At 73.0% G+C, this 18,065-nt stretch carries 17 protein-coding genes; all 17 read right to left on the reverse strand.

Annotated features, from left to right (window positions below; all coding sequences use genetic code 11):
* Positions 1–217 precede the first annotated feature (217 nt).
* Positions 218–553 carry a hypothetical protein gene (locus tag Dvina_RS51595; RefSeq protein WP_223099536.1) on the reverse strand — a complete coding sequence of 112 codons (336 nt, stop codon included), beginning with the start codon at positions 551–553 and terminating at the stop codon, positions 218–220.
* A gap of 115 nt (positions 554–668) precedes the next feature.
* Complete coding sequence (locus Dvina_RS51600; RefSeq protein ID WP_223099537.1) at positions 669–1,106, reverse strand: hypothetical protein; 438 nt, start codon at positions 1,104–1,106, stop codon at positions 669–671.
* The gene (locus Dvina_RS51605; protein ID WP_223099538.1) at positions 1,103–2,215 is read right to left on the reverse strand and encodes a hypothetical protein; all 1,113 of its coding nucleotides are present in this window, start codon (positions 2,213–2,215) and stop codon (positions 1,103–1,105) included. The genes Dvina_RS51600 and Dvina_RS51605 overlap by 4 nt, the downstream gene beginning before the upstream one ends.
* A 187-nt stretch (positions 2,216–2,402) precedes the next feature.
* Positions 2,403–3,317 carry a hypothetical protein gene (locus tag Dvina_RS51610; RefSeq protein ID WP_223099539.1) on the reverse strand — a complete coding sequence of 305 codons (915 nt, stop codon included), beginning with the start codon at positions 3,315–3,317 and terminating at the stop codon, positions 2,403–2,405.
* Positions 3,318–3,425: 108 nt separating this feature from the next.
* The gene (locus Dvina_RS51615; RefSeq protein ID WP_223099540.1) at positions 3,426–4,610 is read right to left on the reverse strand and encodes a hypothetical protein; all 1,185 of its coding nucleotides are present in this window, start codon (positions 4,608–4,610) and stop codon (positions 3,426–3,428) included.
* A gap of 142 nt (positions 4,611–4,752) precedes the next feature.
* Entirely contained in the window at positions 4,753–5,220 is a 468-nt protein-coding gene (locus tag Dvina_RS51620; protein ID WP_223099541.1) for a hypothetical protein, read from the reverse strand.
* Between the two features lie 409 nt (positions 5,221–5,629).
* Positions 5,630–6,736 carry a M23 family metallopeptidase gene (locus Dvina_RS51625; RefSeq protein ID WP_223099542.1) on the reverse strand — a complete coding sequence of 369 codons (1,107 nt, stop codon included), beginning with the start codon at positions 6,734–6,736 and terminating at the stop codon, positions 5,630–5,632.
* Between the two features lie 302 nt (positions 6,737–7,038).
* On the reverse strand, positions 7,039–7,830 hold the full coding sequence (locus tag Dvina_RS51630) for a hypothetical protein (RefSeq protein WP_223099543.1): 792 nt from the start codon (positions 7,828–7,830) through the stop codon (positions 7,039–7,041).
* A gap of 153 nt (positions 7,831–7,983) precedes the next feature.
* Positions 7,984–9,675 (reverse strand): DUF4314 domain-containing protein, encoded by a 1,692-nt coding sequence (locus Dvina_RS51635; RefSeq protein WP_223099544.1) that lies wholly within the window; start codon positions 9,673–9,675, stop codon positions 7,984–7,986.
* A gap of 285 nt (positions 9,676–9,960) precedes the next feature.
* The gene (locus Dvina_RS51640) at positions 9,961–12,078 is read right to left on the reverse strand and encodes an ATP-binding protein (protein ID WP_223099545.1); all 2,118 of its coding nucleotides are present in this window, start codon (positions 12,076–12,078) and stop codon (positions 9,961–9,963) included.
* Between the two features lie 155 nt (positions 12,079–12,233).
* Positions 12,234–13,280, reverse strand: a complete 1,047-nt coding sequence (locus Dvina_RS51645) for a hypothetical protein (protein ID WP_223099546.1) — start codon at positions 13,278–13,280, stop codon at positions 12,234–12,236.
* 308 nt (positions 13,281–13,588) lie between these two features.
* Positions 13,589–14,293, reverse strand: coding sequence for a hypothetical protein (locus Dvina_RS51650; protein WP_223099547.1), 705 nt, complete (start codon positions 14,291–14,293; stop codon positions 13,589–13,591).
* Positions 14,294–14,339: 46 nt separating this feature from the next.
* On the reverse strand, positions 14,340–14,954 hold the full coding sequence (locus Dvina_RS51655; protein ID WP_223099548.1) for a DUF3085 domain-containing protein: 615 nt from the start codon (positions 14,952–14,954) through the stop codon (positions 14,340–14,342).
* A complete protein-coding gene (locus Dvina_RS51660; protein WP_223099549.1) occupies positions 14,936–15,574 on the reverse strand; it encodes a GGDEF domain-containing protein in 639 nt (212 codons plus the stop codon). Before Dvina_RS51660 ends, Dvina_RS51655 begins: the two co-directional genes overlap by 19 nt.
* 103 nt (positions 15,575–15,677) lie before the next feature.
* On the reverse strand, positions 15,678–16,817 hold the full coding sequence (locus Dvina_RS51665; RefSeq protein WP_223099550.1) for a winged helix-turn-helix domain-containing protein: 1,140 nt from the start codon (positions 16,815–16,817) through the stop codon (positions 15,678–15,680).
* Positions 16,818–16,949: 132 nt separating this feature from the next.
* Positions 16,950–17,165: a hypothetical protein gene (locus Dvina_RS51670; protein WP_223099551.1), complete on the reverse strand. Its 216-nt coding sequence runs from the start codon at positions 17,163–17,165 to the stop codon at positions 16,950–16,952.
* A gap of 139 nt (positions 17,166–17,304) precedes the next feature.
* A complete protein-coding gene (locus Dvina_RS51675) occupies positions 17,305–17,985 on the reverse strand; it encodes an RNA polymerase sigma factor (protein ID WP_223099552.1) in 681 nt (226 codons plus the stop codon).
* Positions 17,986–18,065 lie beyond the last annotated feature (80 nt).

Consider the following 18,065-nt stretch of genomic DNA (forward strand, 5'->3'; position numbering starts at 1 on the left):
GTGTTCGCCGTGCCGTCCTTGGCCGGGTTGGCTTGGAGCGGACGGCGGGTGACCACACCCGGTGGTGCGTGCAACAGCGGGGGCTCGGCCTGCCCCGCAGGTCCAGGCCGCTCGTGCGGTTCGGCGCCGTCGGGTTGCCCCTCGCTGCTGGCGGTTGCCCACCTCACGCGGGGTGCGGCAGGCGGTGGATCAGCAGGTCCGGGTCGGCGGACACGGGCTAGTGGCGCAGGTGCACCTCGATGGAGGGGCGGCGGGAGACGGTGACGGTCAGGCCGAAGGCGCTGCCGTCGGACATCTCCAACCAGATGCCGCGGTCGAGGGTCAGCACACCGGCGTCGGGGTAGGTACGCGCGGTGACGGTCACCGGCTCGCCGGTGTCGTCGACCAGCACGGGCAGGTCGGCGTCGACGCAGAGCTGCTCGAGCGTGTCGTCGCTGAGCAGCCGGCTCACGAGCGCCTCAATGAGCTGCTCGTAGCTGAGTTCGTCGCCGGTGTTGGGGTCGATGGAGTCGCAGGTGTCGGCGTCATCGCGCCGGTCGTGGTGGTGCCGCATGGCACGTTTCCCTTCAAGTTCTGGTCGTGGTCGTGGTTCGGGTGGTGGCGCCACGCGGCCGTCGCCTCGCCCAAGCCCCAGCTGGGCGCCGGCGCGCGGCGCGGCCGGTGACGGTTCAATGGGTCGGGTCGACCCAGAGGTGGACTCCGGCAGGACAGGTGCGGTCGTGCACGGCGAGGAGGGTGTCGGTGACCGGGTCGGTGAGCCGGGTCAGGCGCAGGGCCAGCCATACCGCGGTGGGCCCGTCGCCGCCGACGACGGTGGTGAACGTGTCCGGATGCGCGGCGCGGAGGGTGTCGAACGCTGTCCGCTCGGCCGTGGTCTGCCAGGGCCTCGTGGCGTCCCAGCGGGTGAAGTGACCGAGGTCGAGGTACCGGGCCCCGTACACCGACAGGACCCCGCCGGAGAACTGCGGGCCGAACGCCACCAGCGGCAGATCCGGGATGTCGCTGCGCTGCTGGCGCACGGTCAGCGGGATCCGCCCGTCGAGGCGCCACCAGCCGTCGGGCATCCAGTCCCGGCCCTCGTCGAGGGTGTAGTCGTCGTCGATCACGCCGACGGCTCCTGCCCGCTCGGCCTCGCGCCGGGGGTGGAGGCGCCGGGCTGCGGCGGCCAGGGTTTGGGGTGGGCCCGCTGGCCGAACATCGGGTCGGAGCCGTCCCACGAGCCGCAGACCGTGCAGGTGATCGCGGTGTCGAGGCCGTAGCCGACCATCGACGGCATCTCCCAGAAGTCGACCTCGCCAACGGCGCCGCACATGCCGCAGCGCAGGCCGGTTCCGTCGGCGCCGTACGGTTCGAACACCGACTCCGCGCCGCTCCAGCCGTCGTCGGCGCACAGTGACGCTGTCCAGGGCAGCTGCGGGTGGGCGATCGGCCACCAGCCGTCGGCGTCGGCAGTGACCGGCCTTCGTTCGCCGAGGTCGTCGACCAGCCACGGCCGACCGTCCTCGAACACGGTGGTGACCATCCGGTGCAGGCGATGGCTGCACAGCGTGTCGGCCAGCAGCTGGTACATGACTTCGGTACTGAACCGGGCGGGTGCGCCGCCGTGCACCTGGTAGCCGGGGCAGGTCTGGCCCCGGTACCTGCTCTGGTCCGGGCCCTGAGGGCCGTGCGAGATGATCGCGTCGCGCCAGGTCGCTGACGCGGGCGGCGCACTGTCCCGCACGGCTCGGGTGGTGACGGCGCCCAGCCCGACGTTGTCGATGTCGATGGTGAACCATGCGTGTCCGGCGTGCGCGGCGCGGCGCAGCACGTCGCGCAGCGGCTCGACGGTCAGCGCCGTTCGCGCCTGCAGCGGCAGCCGGAGCATCCGGACCGCAGTTGGGGTGGTGGGGGCGCCCGCGGCATCCGCGGTTGCCGTGTCAACGGCGCCGTCTGTAGCGGTGCCGCTCGTGCCGGCTGCCGTGCGATCGGTGGCGACGGGGTGCTCGGCGACGGGGTGCTCGGCGGTCGGGTTGTCGATGTGGGTCGCCGCTACCGGCGGAGTCGCCGCCAGCATCGGGATGCCGTTGCTGGCCAGCAACGGGCTAGGACCGTCCCGCAGGACGAGCGCCGGTTGGAGCACACCGGGCTGGGTGTGGGTGTCCTCGGCACGGGTGAGGGCGTGTTCGGCGTGCAGCACCGTGGCGTACAGGTCGAACCAGAGACGTCGGAACATGCGTGGTGCTCGCTTTCCGGTGGGCCGGCCTGGCTGCGCCCGCCTGGGCGAGCGGCAGCCAGGCACGGCGGGGAGATGTTCAGGCAGGCGACGCCGTCGCGGATGCGGACCGCTGCAGCGTCTGGTCAGCGTTTGATGAGCGTCTTGGTCGCCGGGTTGTGACCGCGGGATGGTGCCGCCGGGGCGGTCACGCCATGTCCGGTCGGCTTCCGGGTCGGCGGGCAGGTCGGAGGGTGGGAACGGCTGGCGGTTCGTCGGCCAGGCCGCCCGCGATCGGTGTGTCGACGTCGTTGACGTCGTATCCGTCGACGATGTCGGCGTCGTCGAGGAAGTTCTCGACCAGGTCCCGTGCGGTGTCGACCGCGTCGTCGCTGTCGGTGGCGGGGACGGTCACGGTCATCGCGACGAGGAGGTTGACCGTCCAGTACCGCGGCAGCGGCTCCAGTCCGAGCCGTTCGAGCAGATCGTTGGTGACGTCGAGGTCGAAGTTGCCGGCGGCGACGCCGTCGCGGACGTGCTGGCGGACGTGTGCTGCCTGGGCCTCGATTTCGGCGAGGCGTGCCTCCGCGGCTTCGGCCCGCTGTCGGCAGGTACACGGCGGCGCGGTGGCAGCCGCCGGTGAGGCGGTGGTGTCGACGGCGTCCGGCGACAGCTGCCCGGTCGTTGCCGGGTCCGCCGTCAGACGGGGGAACAATCCGGTGGACAGCAGGTGGGCAGGTCCGTCGGTGGACAGCACGGCGAGGGTGTCCGCAAACGGGTCGATCAGGTAGACCCACCGGGCGGGGAGCTCCCCCAGCCGGGTGACCGACAGTGTGGTGGGCGGCTCGACGTCGTCCTCGCCGCGGATGGTGCCGACCCCGGCGACCGGCGTGTCACCGGCGGCGCAGGTGCGCTCGGCGGTGGTGGCGGCGTCGAGGCGGGTCCAGTGGTGCTCGAGCAGCGCGGCCGCGGTCGCGGCGGCGTCGCCGGCGAAGGTGCGCTGCCGGATGGCGTGGATCGCGGGAACGACGGTCTCGGGTGCCGCGTCCGCGTCGATGCGGCGCAGGTGCAGCATGGTTGGGTCGGTCGGATCGGGCCGGCCGACATAGGCTCCGTTGTGCATGACGGATGACTCCTTATCGAGCGCGTTTGACTGGTCGCTGGTGCCGGTGACGGAGTCCGGGAAGGTCCGGGACACGTCGACGGTTGGGCGGCTCGGCCGCTGGGATTGTCAGCGGGCCGCCGGGTTCGGCCGGCAGAAGGCGGCGAGCTGGCCGGCGGTGAACACCGGCACCGGCGGGTCGTCGGTCCAACTGCCGGCGAGAGGGCGCGGCAGGATGACGGTGCCGGCGTCGGGGTCGTGGCTGATCGGGGTGACGAGCAGGGCGTGGCCGTCGGTGAGCAGCCACACGTGGTGGCTGGTGACGCCGTCGGTGGGGGCGAGGACGCCGATCCGGCCGCCGATCCCGCCGCTGACCCCGGTGCTGAGCGCGCGCAGCGCCGCGGCGAGGACCGGCAGCGGGTAGCGCTGCAGGGTGGGGTGGCAGGCGTGCAGGGCGGCCTCGGTGGCCCACTCCACGATCGGTGGGGTGCCGTTGCGCAGGTGCCGCGCGTCGGCGCCGGGGTTCGGTTCACCGGCGAGAATCCACGGCAGGATGTGCGGGCCCACGACGAACCGGCCGCCCGTGTCCGCCTCAGCGCCAGAATCGGTGTCCGCGGCGATGGTGTGCTGCTGGGGATGGCCGGTACCGGCAAACCAGGTCACCGTCAACCGGGCGCCGTCCAGGCGCAGCTGCGGCAGTCCGGAGCCGGGCCGCCGCTCGGCGTACCAGGCGTCGGTGTCGGCGACGACCCCGGCGAGGGTGCCGGCGTCCAGGCGGGCGACGATGACGCCCCGGTGGTACTCGACGGTGCAGATCTGGGCGTCCCAGGCAGCGGACCAGCCGTCGAGGGACACCCAGGCCGACCGCCATCGGTGGACGTGCCGGGCGGTGGCGGCGTCGCCGGTGGTGGCGATCGTCGCGGGGAGCGGTTCGGGCCGGGTCAGGCGCAGCGGGTGGTGGCTGTGGCGCAGCCAGCGGCCGTGGACGGTCGCCTCGTACACCACGACCGTGTCGTCGCGCGCGTCGAGCAGGTACAGCCACTGCGCCGTCCCGGCTTGCAACGGCTCGCCGAGCCGGACGTGGAACGGTGCCGGCGGATCGGCGTAGACGACGCCGAGCGGGGTGTGGGTGAGGGCGCCGGCGAACGTCGCCTCGGCGGTGGCGCTGGTCGGCACGTCGATGCCGAGCTGTAGCCAGCCGTGGGTGAGCAGCCGCTGGACCATTGACGTGGTCTCGCCGTCGAACGCGACGGAGTGGACTTCGCGCAGCAGCGGCAGCATCTGCTCGGGTGAGTGCCCGGCGGATACTGGCACGACGGTGACGGTGCGCCCGTCCGGGTGTGGGCTGCCCAGTAGGCAGGATGTGGACATCAGCTGGTCCTCCTTGTGAAGGGGTTGAGGCCGGCGGAAGCCCTGGCGGCCTGGGTTGTGGTGGGTGTCGTGGCCCGGGCCGGGGTCAGTGGCCGTCGGCGAGCTGGTTGAGGCGGTGCAGTGCGGTCAGGACGCCGTTTGCGGCGATGCGCCGGCCGGTGCGATCGCCGGTGTTGATCTCGGGGCCGGGGGCGCCGCGGCGGCGGATGAGTTCCCAGGTGTGGCCGTGGCTGTCCAGGGCGGCGATGACGCGGACCTCGGTGCGTTGCCCGGGCAGGTCGGCGGCGAGATCAGCGGTGAGGTCGCGGTGCCGGTCGCCGGGCCGGATCCCGCGCTGCCAGCCCTCGAAGCACAGCCCGAACCCGACAAGTCGGCGGCCGTCGCGGTGCAGCCATTCGCGCAGCCAGGGCCGCATGGCGGGTGCGGTGAGTTCGTCGGGCAGACCGAGCAGCACGTCGAGCGGGTGCAGGTTGACCGCAGGTGCGGCGGGGTCGGGTCGGTGCCAGGTCTGCGCCGTGACCAGGGTGGTGTCGACCTCAACCATCCGACCCATCGGCACGTCCGCACCGCGGGGACGCAGGATGGCGGATGCACCGGGCGAGGCCTGCTGCAGCCGCGGACGGTGGAAGATCCCGAGCAGCGCCGGCGGCTGGTCCCAACCGTGCGGGGCGAGTTGGCCTTCCAGCCGGGTCAGGACGGCGGTGACGGCGTGGCGCAGCGTCGTCGGACGCCCGGTCCGAGGGCGAGGCCGAGGTCCGGTCCGAGGTTCGGTGCGCGCGCTGTCGGGGTGGTGGATCGTCAACGGGTACTCCTTTCGTGCCGGTTCGGGGATGCCGCAGCACCCCGACCGGCGGTTACTGTGGGTGAACGGCAGGCGGGCGGCGCCAACCGTGTCGATCGACGCTTGGCGGCCCGCGTGGCATCAAGTCACTCCGGCCGATTGGCGCGGAAGTACTTGCGGCTCAAGGGGATGTGGTCGGCTCCAGGCCGAGTGGGGCGCCGACAGCGGCTTGCCACCACACCGGGTCCTTGGCACTGGCGGAGCTGTGGTCGTGGCTACCGTCAGTCGTCACATGGACCTCGTAGTGCAGGTGCGGTCCGGACGAGTGCCCGGAGGTGCCGACGACGCCGATGACCTGGCCGACGGCGACCGGTTGGCCTTCGGCGACCATCGGGTGGGTGAGCATGTGGCAGTACCGGGTGACCACGCCGCCGGGGTGATCGATGTCGACGTACCAGCCGCAGCCGCGGGTGAGGTCGGGGTCGCCGTCGCGGTCGCAGCCCCATGGCTGCCCGGTGCGCACGTCGGTGGCGTTGCACCGCACCCGGCTGACGGTGCCGGCGGACGCGGCGTGGATCGGGGTGCCGCGGTTGGCCATCAGGTCGACACCGTCGTGCGTCGGCCGGTCCGCGGTGCGGAACCCGGAGCCGGGTTTGGCCTTGACCGGCTGGGTCCAGCCTTCCGCGCTGATGGTGATGCCGCAGGCGGCAAGGCCCCCGGTGAGCCCGGTGAGGGTCTGCACGATGGTGACCGCGTCGGGTTCCCACCGTGCGTACGCGTCGGGCAGGGCGCTGATCTGTACGGCCTGGGCGGCCTCGGTCAATGGCAGGGTCTGCCAGTTGGGGATCGTGACGAGCTTGTCGTAGAACTTCCCGGCCGCGTAGACGGGGTCCATGAGCTGTTCGACGGTGCCCCAGCCTTGCGAGGGGCGTTGCTGGAACAGCCCGACCGAGTCCCGGTCCCCGCCGGACGTGTTGTGCAGGCTCGATTCCTGCATGGCGGTCGCGATGGCGATCACCCAGGCTCGGGCCGGCAGCTGCCGCTGCACGCCGACGGAGATGATGGTGGCGGCGTTGCCGACCTGGGTGCTGTCCCACGGGCCGACCGCCGGGAACGGCCCGCTCGGCGCGGACGGTGCCGGCTGGCCGGCAGGCTGGCTCGCTGGCTGCACCGGGGCGCAGTTCGCCGAGGCGCTGCCGCCGGTGAACACCACACCGGCCAGCCCGGCACAGGCAAGGACGATGCCGCAGACGAGCGCGGCGGCGAACGCGAGCACGCGGCCGGTCATGACGGCCCCGAGGTGGCCGGTGGTCCGCCGGTGCGCATCCGCGCACGGGATCGGCAGGCGACGCGCCCGCGGGCTCGCGGTTGGCTGGGGCCGGTGACGTGGCCGGCGGCCGGCGCACCGCAGTGCGAGCCGACGGGGAGATGGACGTGGAGATTACGGACTCGGCGGTGCATCAGGGGTTTGCCCTTTCGGTGATGGCACGGGAAGGCGAGCGCAGCGCCCAGCGCGTTGGGGTTGCCGGGGTTGGCGATCCAGCCGGTGCTGGGCGCCGCGCGGTACGGCTTCGGGTTGCGGTTGGCGGTTCAGGTGTTGAGGAGGTGGTGGCTGACGAGGCCGCCGTCGCCGCTGTGGACGGCGACGCTGTCGCCGGCCGGGTCGAGCAGGTACAGCCACGCCGCGTCGAGCAGGTCGAGATGCGCCAGCGGCACGACCATCACCGGGTCGCTGCCGACCGGGTCGCCGCCGGCCGAGGTGTCCGTGGTGTCCGTGGTGTCGAGGCCGAACGGGGTGTGGGTGATCCCGACACCGGCGATGACCCGTCGTCCGTGGACGACCGGCTGATCACCGCCCGCGGCGACCCTGGCTGCGGTCGGCGACGCCGACGCAGCGGCGGAGATGGCCGGGATGCCCGGGTCGAGGTAGTGCCAGTCGTGGGCGAGCAGTCGCGCGGCGAGGCGGACGGTGTCGCGGCCGGCGGCGGTCCAGAGCCGGCGCAGGACGGGCAGCATGACGCGCGGGTGCCCGCCGGCGTCGACGCTGCGGGCCTGCAGCAGGCCAGGCCGGTCCAGGTCGCGCACCCCGATCAGGCAGTCGCTGTCGACGTACTGCGCCCGCACCGTCCGGCGCGGCTCGGCTGACAGCGGGCGGCCGGCCCAAGCAGCGGCGCCGTGATCGTGGTCGTGCTGTGCGGGGACGAGGTCCGGGGTCGGCGCGACGACGCGGGGTGGTGCGCCGTACCGGCCGGCGGTGCTGTGCACGGACGGGCCCGCCGCGGTGCCGGCTTCCCAGGCCGGGTTGGTGGTGCGGTAGGTGGCCGGGCGGGTCGTGCGATACGACGCGGGCGTTCGGGTGTCACTGCGGCCGTGGGCTGACATGACGAGGTCCTCCGTGGATCGGAACGTGACAGTCGGAAAAGGGGTCGCGTGGACATGGCGACGACCGCGCCGCCGCCAAGGCGGTGACGCGGTCGTCGGGCATCAGTCCGGCTGGCCGCCGGAGATCGGTGGGCGGGCCGCGGGGCCCGCTGATCAGGTGGTGGCGGCGCCGCCGCCGGTGGGTGGCTGGTCGGTGTCTGCGGCATTGGTCAGGTGCCGCCACGACCGGCCGTTCCAGTACTGCCAGGTCACCCCGCGCGGGTCTCGGCGGGACGCACGCAGCCGGTCCTGCAGAGCGAGGTACGTCTCCGGCGTGCCCGGCGCGGGGTGAATCCGCTCGAGGTGCAGGATCGTGCCGGTGTCGTCGAGGAGCCGGGCCAGCGTGCCTCCGGCGGCGACCGCCTCGGCCGTCTCCGCGGCGAGCAGCGTCTCCTCGGCGAGGGCGTCGAGGACCGCGGCCTCGGTCATCGGTTCGCCGCAGTGGCGCGCCGCCGCCACGAACGCCCGCCAACCCTCGGCGTCGAATCCAGCGGTCGTCGCGGTCAGCTGGGCCGCCGCAGCGGCGTTGGTGAACACGCTGATCTCGACGACCGTGGCGACCCGTTCCGCGCCGTGGCGCAGCTGCCCGGCGAGCCCTTTGCCTGGGCCGGTGCCGGCCAGGCCGCCGATCGTGTACGGCTGCGGTCCGACCCGGGTGGAGGGGGCGTGGGTGAGCAGGATCCATTCCTGGCTCGCGTCCCCGTCGGGCAGGTCCCCGACGATGCGAGCGCAGTCGTACGGGTCGACGGCCTCCCAGGTCCACGACCAGCCCATCACCACGTACCGGCCCTGCTCGTCCGGTGCGATCCGTTCGAACGCAGTCGGGTCGTCCTGGCGGGTGGTGGAGTCCGCGACGATGACGTCGCCGTCCCACCACAGCCGCGTGTACGCCTCGTCGGTCTGCCGGTCCAGGTCCGTCTGCGGCACGCCGGCCGCGGCGAGTTCGGCGCGGTAGGCGTCGCGGACCTGCTGCTGGTCGGCGACGATCGCCTCCGCGACATCTTTGGTGCAGCCGAACACGGCCCAGCCGTTCCACCGGTCGATGAGGGTGCCGACGTAGCCGGCGGTCAGCGGATGGGCCGCCATGACGCCGGCGTCGTTCCAGTCGCCGGAGAACACCCCGACACTGCCGAACGTGACGTGGTCCGGGTGCAGGTGCGACAGGTCCCGGTCGTCTCCCGTCGGGTGCAGCCGGCGCCGGCACGCGGCGGCGATGATGTCGGTGACCGCGGTGGCGTACCCGTCGCAGTAGGCGTCTTGCGCCTGCCGCCACTGCTCGCCCGTCAGCGATGTGGACCGACCGAGCTCGTCTGCGAGGTGATGCCGGATGGTGCTGGTGCCGAGCCAGTTGGCGTCCGCGGCGGGAAAGGTGTCGAGGACCGCGGCGTCCTCGTCGTCGATGCCGTCGAGGATCCGACGGGCCGATGCGGCGGTGTCGCCGCTGGCGCGTCCGCCGATCGCGTCCTGCAGCCACCATTCGGCGGCCGACGTCCCGTCGGCGATGCCGACCGTTCGCACAGCGTCCAACAGACTGGGCCAGACGTCGCCGCCAGGAGTGGCGGGGTCTGCCGGTTGGGCAGGGATGTCCGGGTCAGCCTGGTCGGCGGAGACAGCGGTGGGGACAGCGGTGATGGCGTCGCCGTCGTCGAGCAGCATGGACAGGGTGGAGCCGCTGTCCCAGGTGACGTCGACACGACGCTGGCCGGCGTCGTAGCGGCGGACGGTGCCCTCGTCGCCGGGGCGCAGTTCGGTGTGCGGGTCGCTGGTGTGGACCAGCGCGACGCGCTGGCCGGGTTCGTACTGCATCAGTTCCTCCACTGGGGATGGCCGGCGGATCGCCGGCGCGGAACGGGATGGGATCGGGTGCCCGCGGCCCGGACGAGCCGGCGCGGGGACGTGGCGGTGCACCCGGGCCGCTGGTGCGCGGCCCGGGTGCGCGGAAGTCGGGGCCTGCCTGGACAGCAGGCTGTGCGGTGGTCCGGCTCCGCGGGCGCTGCAGTCGCGGCGGCATCGGCCGTGACCCTCGACGCCTGGACCGCGCAGTTGTCGTGCGGCGGTGCGGAACCTGGTTGGTTGGTTGGTTGGGTGCGGTCAGTCGGTCTGCTCGTCGTGGTCGAGGTGCAGGCGTTGCCGCTCGAGGGCGATCAACGCGCGGGCGGGTGCCTGCCAGCTGTCGTCGCCCATCGGGGCGGGTGTCGTGCCGGCGGCGAGGGCCTGCAGCGCGGGGATCTGCGTGGCGTAGGCACCGCCGAGGGCCTGCAGGTCGGCGCAGGCGCGCTCGACGTGGTCGCGGACCTGCTTCGCCCACCGGCCGGGCCGGCCCCACTGGTCGCGGCGGCGGCCGTGCAGCGGCCCTTCGCACAGGTTGGACGCCAGCCACACCACCGGCGGGTGCACGCCGACCGCTTCGGCGAGCAGCGCGACCTTCTCGTAGTCCCAGGCGGTGCTCACGCCCTGGTTGCGGCGGAACCCGGCTGCTCTTGGGCGGATGAGGAGGTTCCAGTACACGGTGCGGACCGCGGTGGAGGCGACCAGGTCGCGCTCGTCGGTGAACCCGCCGGCGGTCAGGGCGTCCGGCAGCCGGTCGGTGAGCAGGTGCGCCAGCTCCCGGCGGCTGACCGGCACGGCCGGGTCATCCGCGGAGGTCAGCCGGACCCGCCGCCCGGAGCCGACCGGCGGGGATGGCATGGCCGGCTCGGGCAGGGCGCCGCCGTCGGCGACGTCGGCCAGCAGGGCGAGCAGCAGCCCGCCGAACTCGGTGAGCATGTGCTCGAAGCCGCGGCTGCGGTCGCTGTAGTCCTGGCTGGGGATCCACCGGCCGCCGCCGCGGTGCCGGACCCGGTGGGCCGCCTCGTGGAACAGCACCGCCAGGGTCCGGTGCCGGTCGGTGAGGACGTCACGATGGACGGCGACGTCGCCGTTGCGCGGGGTGTAGAACCCGTCCGAGCAGGGGGACTCGTCGCTGTCGCTGTAGACGCGGACCCGGTCCAGGGCGAACGGCCCGATCACCCGGCAGACCAGTGCCTTGCCGGCGGTGAGCAGGCCGCGTTCGGCTGGGTTGAGGTCCCGGTCCGGGATCCAGGTGGTCTTGTCGTGGTTGCGTTCGTAGTGCCGCTGCTGCCGTACCCGGGCGACCTCGACGCCGAGCAGCGTCATGAGGACGTGTTCCTGGTAGGCCGGCAGGCCGCTGGCCGTCACGCGGATGTAGTCCATGTCCTGCAGGTCCAGCACCGCCTCTTCCTGCCGGGCGCTGGCGTAGAACGCGTTGGCCGGCAGGTGTGTCCGTCCCCACGTCCGCCATGCGGCGCGGGGCCGGGCGGCTTCGACTCTGGCGAAGAACTGCTCGGGTTCGCGGAGTTTCCCGCCGGCGAGGGCGTGGGTGGCGAACCGGTCGACCACCGCCTGATCCTCGCTGGCGCCCAGGATGGCTTGGACCGCGTCGCGCAGTGCGCCGGCTTCGATGACGGTCCGGTCCCTGTTCTGCAGACCTTTGTCGTCCAACGGCAGGTCGTAGGAGGCGAGCAGGCCCGGCATGGTGGACACGAGGACACCGCCGATCCACACCCGGCCCGGTGTGCCGGTGAGCACCGCGGCGCCCGGCGCCGCGGGTGGCCGGTAGCCGGGTTCGCTCAGCGCCCGGAACCGTCCGACCGCCTCGTCCGCCAACTCCTGCGGGCATTCGACGGTGAAGACGGTGCCGTGGGCGCGGTCGTTGCGGTGCAGGTGGTAGACGAGGACCTCCGCGCCCTGCCCGGACCGCGACGGGATCAGCCCCTCGAGCAGCCGGCGCCGCTCGACGGTCGGGACGAACCCGTAGCCGACGGTCTCGCAGCGCACCGCGCCGATCTCGGAGCTGCGGGCCAGGACCAGGCAGGCGAGTTTCTTGCCCTCACCGAACTGACCGATCTGCTGCGCCGACTTGGTGGAGTGGCCCAGGATCATGCCCTCCTCCGGGATGCCCGGGCCCTGGTCGGTGATGGTGAGGACCCCGTCGGCCCATCCGATGGTGGCGTCGCGGTCTTCGTCGAGGGCGTTGGCGATGAGCTCACACAGCGCGCGGACCGCTGTCCAGGACTTCACGTAGTCCGGCGAGATGGGGTAGGTGAGGATGTCGACGGTGGCGCCGACCGCGCCGATCGCGTCGGCGGTGGCGCTGGTGTCGGGCTGTTCCGGTTCGGTGTGTCCGTCGGGCCGGTCACCGCTGGTCATGGGATGTCTCCTTCGAGGTGGTGTGGGCGCTGCCGGGTGGCGACGCCGTGGTTGGTTGCGGGCATGGCTGCGCCACGGACCGGCGGTGTGCCGGTCCGTGGCGGTGGTGCGGGAACTGGGGTCTGGATGGGTTGTCCGAGCCGCCTGTGCCGGGCTCAGCGGGCGAGGACGGCGACCTTCTCGCCGAGCAGCAGCGGCGCGCCGTCGGGGCCTTTGATGTGGGTCTGGACCCACACCCGGTACGGCTGGCCCTGTTTGTCGATCAGACGGCGCCAGTGACCGCGGACGAAGAACCGCACGCGGTAGTGCCACTTCGCCTCGCCGTCGGCCGGTGCGACGGTGGGGCTGGTGCGGCGCAGCATCACCACCCGCGTCTCGTGCACGATCGACGCCCGCATGGCGCGGCGTCGGGCCGGCCGGTCGGCGGGGGTCTTCGGTGCGACGGTGATCGGCTGGGCCTGGATGCGCCAGAACGCGTACAGCACGGACGCGACGACGTCTGTGCGGCGCCCGTCGTCGGTGATGACGTACCGGCCTTCCGGGGTGCTCTGCCAGTCAAGGTCGTGCTCGTCGACGGGGGCTGTGTCCGGCGGGGCCGGGACCGGCCGGGCGACCGGCAGTTGGGCGATGTCGTTGAGCAGGTACGGGCCGAGGCCGGTGCGGACCTGCTGGTTACGGGCGAGGTCGCGGCGCACTGCTGCGGCGGCCGGGTCGTCGGGGTCATCGACGGGGCTGTAGGAGCAGATGAGCCAGAACCGGTCGCCGCTGACGGTGCTCAACGACGCCCAGGTGATCGCCCCGATCGCGGCCACCACGCCGGTCGGGCGGCGGTGGTAAATCGGTTCGGGCAGGAACAGCACCCCGTGGTCGCACGGGGCGGACTCGGCGGTGAGCAGGTCGCCGGTGAGGTCGAGGGCTTCGCCGGCGGCGGCGACGACCGCGGTCATCGCCGGGGCGAGGACGAAGCTTTCCCCGACGCTCCAGGCGGCCTTGGCGCCGCGGGCGACGGCGTCGACGACCGAGGCGACCGCGGCCTGCGGGTCGTCGCTGCCGGGGGCGTCGGCGGCGGCGAAGCGGCCCGCGAACAGTTCCTGCAGGTAGGCGCGGTCGACCTTGCCGCCGGCGGCCTCGGTCATGCGGATGCGCAGGTCGACGGCGGTGCGGGCGTAGTCGGTGAGGGTGTTGACGTGGTGGAAGGACAACGGACGCCTCCGGACCGGGGTCGGCCGGCGGCATCACGCCACCGGCAGCGGGCTTTCGGGCTGCGTGTCGCCGGTGGTGCGGCAGGGTCGAAGTCGGACGGTCGTTCGGGAGTTCGGCGCTTCGTGCTGGATCGCGATGCGGTCCTCGCGGACCTGGACGCGTTGGTGCATAACGTGTTTTGGCCGGCGACGCGCAGATCGACGCTTGCCTTCCGACGGAGGTCAAGTCGTCGTCGCGGTCACAGCGCACAGGGCCGCCGTTGTGCGTGGGTGCGGCAGTTGGTCGGCGCCGTTGCGGCGCGGGGAAGTCAGCCGCCGATGGCGGGTGTCGCGGTGGTGTGTTCGACGGCTGCGGCGAGCAGGGCGGTGAGGCCGGCGTAGGTGGCCGGGGTGTCCACCGGGTCGGGTTCGTCGTCGACCAGGACGGTCGCGTGCGCGCTCGGAAGGAGGACGGCTTGGTACACCCGGCCGTCGACGTCGACGGCGTCGATGCGTCGCACCATCAGGATCGGGTCGCTGCCGCCCGCCGCGCCGAGGTCGACGTCGGTGTGGACGTCGTCGTAGGCGATGGCGCAGGCCACCAGCCGCATGCCCGGCTGTGGAGGGGTGAACACGCCGGTGAGCCTGTCGGCGGCGCGGCGTTGGATGAGCGCAGACAGTTCGTCCGGCCGCAGCGCTGCGCCGTGATCGGACGGCGCGAGGGCTGCGGCGAGGTCGGGCAGCAGGTCGATCAGGCCGCGGCGGTAGCTGCCGACGAGCACTGGGTGGATCGCGACCGCGACCCCGGCGAGGCAGCGGGTGCCGGGCGGCGCGTCAACCGCGTCGCCGTCGTGCAGGACCAGCAGCGTGTAGGGCGGCTCACCGTCCTCGATGTCGGTGGTGCCGCCCGCGGGGTCGCTCGTCGCGATGCTGTCGGGCCGTGCTGCGGGGATCCGCGGCGCGGTGGGTGCGCAGGGATCGGCGGCGCTGACCAGCCAGCTGGTGAGCGCGCGGATGGTGTCGGGCGTCAACATGATGCTCCAGGTGGGCTATGGGGCCGGGCGGCTGGCGGAGGGTCGGCTACTGGGGGCCGGTGCGCGACAGCCGAAGGGTGAAGGTGTCTTCGTTGGGCACGTCGATGACGAGGTAGCGGTAGCCGCTGGTGGCGGCAGCCCGCATGGCCTGCAGCAGGGTGGAGCCGGTGCCGGCGGCACGGGCGCCGTAGTGCTCGTGCAGGTGCAGGTGCTCGACGAAGTCGTCGCCGCCGAGGTCGCTGTGGTGCCGGTCGTCGCTGTTCAGGTCGTCTTCGCCCCACCCGTCGGCGTAGACGACCTCGTGGCGGCTGGTGTCGTCTGCCGGGTCGACACGCAGGCCGGGGATGCCGCCGGACATCAGGTAGACGCCCAGGTCGGCGACCCACAGCAGTGCACCCGGGCAGGCGGCTCCGTCCTCGGATTCGGTGAACGACAGGCTGTGCTCGGCTGCTGCGGCGGCGTGTTCGGCCAGCCGCAGCGCGGCGGGCAGGTCGAAGTAGAGCGTGGTCATGTCGGAAGGGCTCCTTCGGACGCGCGGGCCGCCGCCCGGCTCCACGACGGTGGAGGCTTCGGCGGCGGCCCGGATCCAGACGTTGGTTCGGAACGTGAGGTCGGGGAACGTGGCGTGGATGAGCTCGCGGGTCAGCGGCGGTCGCGGCACCGGCCGTGTGGTTCGGTGGCCTCGGTGACCGGCTCGTAGCGGTAGACGGGTCTGGCTCCACGTTTGGCCCGGTACATCGCCGTGTCGGCCTCACCGAGCAGGTCGCGGGTGCTCACGCCGAGCCGGTTGGTGGTGTAGCCGACGCTCGCGGAGACGGCCACGGTGACGCCCTTCTGCAGGGCGATCGGTGTGGCGGCGATGACCGTCGCCGCCAGCTGCGCGGCCCGGTAGGTGGCGTCCGCGTCGCCGCGGACGAGCAGCGCGAACTCGTCGCCGGAAAGCCGAGCGGCCAGCCGGACCGGGTCGGGCTGTCCAGCGAGCCGGTGTCCGACTGCGGTGAGCAGGTCATTGCCGGCGTCGTGGCCGTGCACGTCGTTGACCTGCTTGAACTTGTCGAGGTCGAGCAGGACCAGCCCGAACGCCTGGCCGCCGCGTTGGACGTCGTCGACGGCGGCGAGGAACGCCCGCCGGTTGGGCAGGCCGGTGGTGTCGTCGTGGTGAGCCTGGTGTCGTGCGGTGCGCAGGGCGCGGAGCAGCCGCCACAGCGGTACTGCGGCGAGCAGCAGCCCGGCGAGCACGCCGGCGGCTGCTGCGGCGGACAGAGCGGCGAGAGTGGACACTGGTGACGCTCCTTCGTTGCGGGAGCGCCGAGGGTGGGCGTGGCAGGCGCGAAACTTCCGACGCCCGCCCTCGGGCACTCAGGAGAACCGGAGGGCTGCCGGCTCAGCCGACGATCGCCGGGTCCACGGCCCCAGCCGGGGTCTCGGACTCGGTGTCGAACGCGGTGTCGGTCTGCGTCTCGGCGGTGGTCTCCTGCGCGGTGGGCGCGGCAGCGCCGGCGGTTCCGGGCATGAGCTGGAAGCTGGCCGGCTTCTCGACCGCCAGGATCGCCTGGTTCCGGGCGACGAGGCGCTGGGCGGCGAGCACGACCGCGCCGGGGCTAGCCGGGGGGAACCCGGTGCCCTCCTCCGCCTTGTTGATCAGCTTGCACAGTTCGCCGACCTTGTACACCAGGTCCGGTCGGGCCTGCAGGATCGCCAGCACCGCCGTGTCCAGGCTGCCGCTGGGCCGCCGGACCTTGCCGGTCGCGGCGTCACCCGTCGGCGCGGCGGCCGGGGCGGCGGCATCGTCCGCGAGGGCCGGTCCGTCGTCGTCGGTCGCCGAAGCCGGTGCGGTGCCGTCGGCGGCGCTTTCGTCAGTGGCCCCGTCAGTGGCCCCGTCAGTGGCCTCGTCGGTGGCCTCGTCGGTGGCCTCGTCGGTGGCCTCGCGCAGCGTCCGCTCGGCCGTGTCGGCTTCATTCTCGCCTGCTGACTCCGGGCCGGGGGCGCCGTCGGGGGCACCGTCGCCGACGCCGCTGTCGGCGCTGTCGGCGCTGTCGTCTGCGGCGGCCGGTTCGTCGACGGTCGGGGTTTCGGCGGCCGGGGTTTCGGCGGCCTCGTCGGGTGCGCTCGATGCCGTCGGGGTCGTGTCCTGCTCGGTGCGGCGGTCCGCGTCGTCTGCGGGCTCGGTGATCGTGGCTGTGTCCTGCGGCAGGGTGCTGTCGGCGCCGTCGGCGGCGGTGCCGTTGTTGCTGCTGGTGGCTGCGGGGTGGGCGCGGCCTGCGGCGGTGAGTCGCCACACCGTCTGGCCGTTGTCGGCCTTGTCGGGCTCGGCCAGGCCGTGGTCGTTGAGCTTGCGCAGCTTCGGGGTGGTGGTGGAGTAGCCGATGCCGATGTGGGTGGCCAGGCCGGCAGCGGTCGCCTCGCCGAGGTCGGTGAGGGCGGCGAGGATCTGCTGGGACTTCTCATCCAGCGGCGGCACGTCGCCGGTCCCGGCAGCGGGGCCGGTGTTGTGGTCGCGGCCGGTGTTGGTGCGCTTGGGCATGTCAGCCTGCTTTCTCCTGCGTGGCAGGGGTTTGCGGGTGTGGGCGCGTCTTGATGGACGCTTGACCGGCGTGGACAAGCAAGTCCGTGCCGGGAACGTGGTGCGTACGGGCCGCCGGGAGGTCGGCGGCTGTCATCCGGCGTTGTCGTTGCCGGTCGGGGTGACGGCGATCCGTCCGTCGGGTAGCCGGCACGCCACGATCAGACCGGCGCGCAGCGCGTCGATCAGGACGGTGTCCAAGGCGACGGATCCCTTCGCAGCCTCGGTATGGTCGCCGGTGACGAGCATGGCGATCGCGTCGTCGACGTCGAGTTGTTCGGCTCCGGCTGGAAGGTCGGGCGGTTGCACCCGTCGTGCTCCTCTCGGTAGTAGGTCACGTGCCCGGCGGGCAGGTACGCGGGCCGGGGTGTGTGGACGCCGAAAGCGCCCCGCCACCACGGATCGGTGACGGGGCGTGCGGTGTGGATGTTGGTCGGCCGCAAACCGGTCAGGCCGAGCTGGCCACGGCAATGCACAGTGCGTGCAGGCTGCGCAGGGCTCGGTGTTCCAGCCAGCGGACCGCGCCGACGGTGCGGCCCATGCGGGCGGCGACCTCGGTGCGGCTGTGCCCGTCCAGGAAGCGCAGTTGCACGGCGCGGCGCTCGTCTGGGGTGAGCTGTGCCAGGGCGTCGGCGAACCCGCCGCTGCGGGTGTTGCTGCGGCTGACGGCGGCGATGGTGCGCCGGTCGACCGGCCCCGTCGCCGGTTCGTTCGCGGCAGCGTTGGTGCGGTCGGTGTAGAGCGTGTGGGCGGCGCGCAGGTAGCGCCGCTGGGACCAGCTGTGGTTCGTCATCGCCCGGGCGGCGAGGGAGTACATCGACCCGATCAGGTCCGGGTCGACGCGGTACGGCTCGGCCAGGGCGAGGCAGTACGCGTCCTGCACGAGGTCGTCGACCAGGTCGAGGTCGCGGCGGTAGACGCGGGCGGCGACGAACGCCGTCACCCGCTCCACCGTCGAGCGGTACAGGGCGGCGAAGGCGTCACGGTCGCCGGCCCGGACGCGGGCGGCCAGCACGACGTCAGCCTCGGTGACCGGTCGCCGGAACCGGCCGGCGAAGGTCGACGTCTGCAGGTCGGTGACGGGCGCGTTCGATGGCGTGCTGGACTCGGCGGTGCTGATGGTGGCCATGTGCGGATTCCCTTTCGGCAGCGGCCCATCGCGGGCCGGGAACGGAATCCGGGCACGGCCGTGCGGCCGTGCCCGGAACA

Source organism: Dactylosporangium vinaceum, from assembly GCF_019904175.1.
Classification (GTDB): Bacteria; Actinomycetota; Actinomycetes; order Mycobacteriales; family Micromonosporaceae; genus Dactylosporangium; species Dactylosporangium vinaceum.

What these genes read in the sequence shown, in the direction of transcription:
- Dvina_RS51595 (WP_223099536.1), bottom strand. Translation starts at nt 553, where the DNA reads ATGCGGCACCACCACGACCGGCGCGATGACGCCGACACCTGCGACTCC.
- Dvina_RS51605 (WP_223099538.1), bottom strand. Translation starts at nt 2,215, where the DNA reads ATGTTCCGACGTCTCTGGTTCGACCTGTACGCCACGGTGCTGCACGCC.
- Dvina_RS51610 (WP_223099539.1), bottom strand. Translation starts at nt 3,317, where the DNA reads ATGCACAACGGAGCCTATGTCGGCCGGCCCGATCCGACCGACCCAACC.
- Dvina_RS51620 (WP_223099541.1), bottom strand. Translation starts at nt 5,220, where the DNA reads ATGGGTCGGATGGTTGAGGTCGACACCACCCTGGTCACGGCGCAGACC.
- Dvina_RS51625 (WP_223099542.1), bottom strand. Translation starts at nt 6,736, where the DNA reads ATGACCGGCCGCGTGCTCGCGTTCGCCGCCGCGCTCGTCTGCGGCATC.
- Dvina_RS51630 (WP_223099543.1), bottom strand. Translation starts at nt 7,830, where the DNA reads ATGTCAGCCCACGGCCGCAGTGACACCCGAACGCCCGCGTCGTATCGC.
- Dvina_RS51635 (WP_223099544.1), bottom strand. Translation starts at nt 9,675, where the DNA reads ATGCAGTACGAACCCGGCCAGCGCGTCGCGCTGGTCCACACCAGCGAC.
- Dvina_RS51640 (WP_223099545.1), bottom strand. Translation starts at nt 12,078, where the DNA reads ATGACCAGCGGTGACCGGCCCGACGGACACACCGAACCGGAACAGCCC.
- Dvina_RS51650 (WP_223099547.1), bottom strand. Translation starts at nt 14,293, where the DNA reads ATGTTGACGCCCGACACCATCCGCGCGCTCACCAGCTGGCTGGTCAGC.
- Dvina_RS51665 (WP_223099550.1), bottom strand. Translation starts at nt 16,817, where the DNA reads ATGCCCAAGCGCACCAACACCGGCCGCGACCACAACACCGGCCCCGCT.
- Dvina_RS51675 (WP_223099552.1), bottom strand. Translation starts at nt 17,985, where the DNA reads ATGGCCACCATCAGCACCGCCGAGTCCAGCACGCCATCGAACGCGCCC.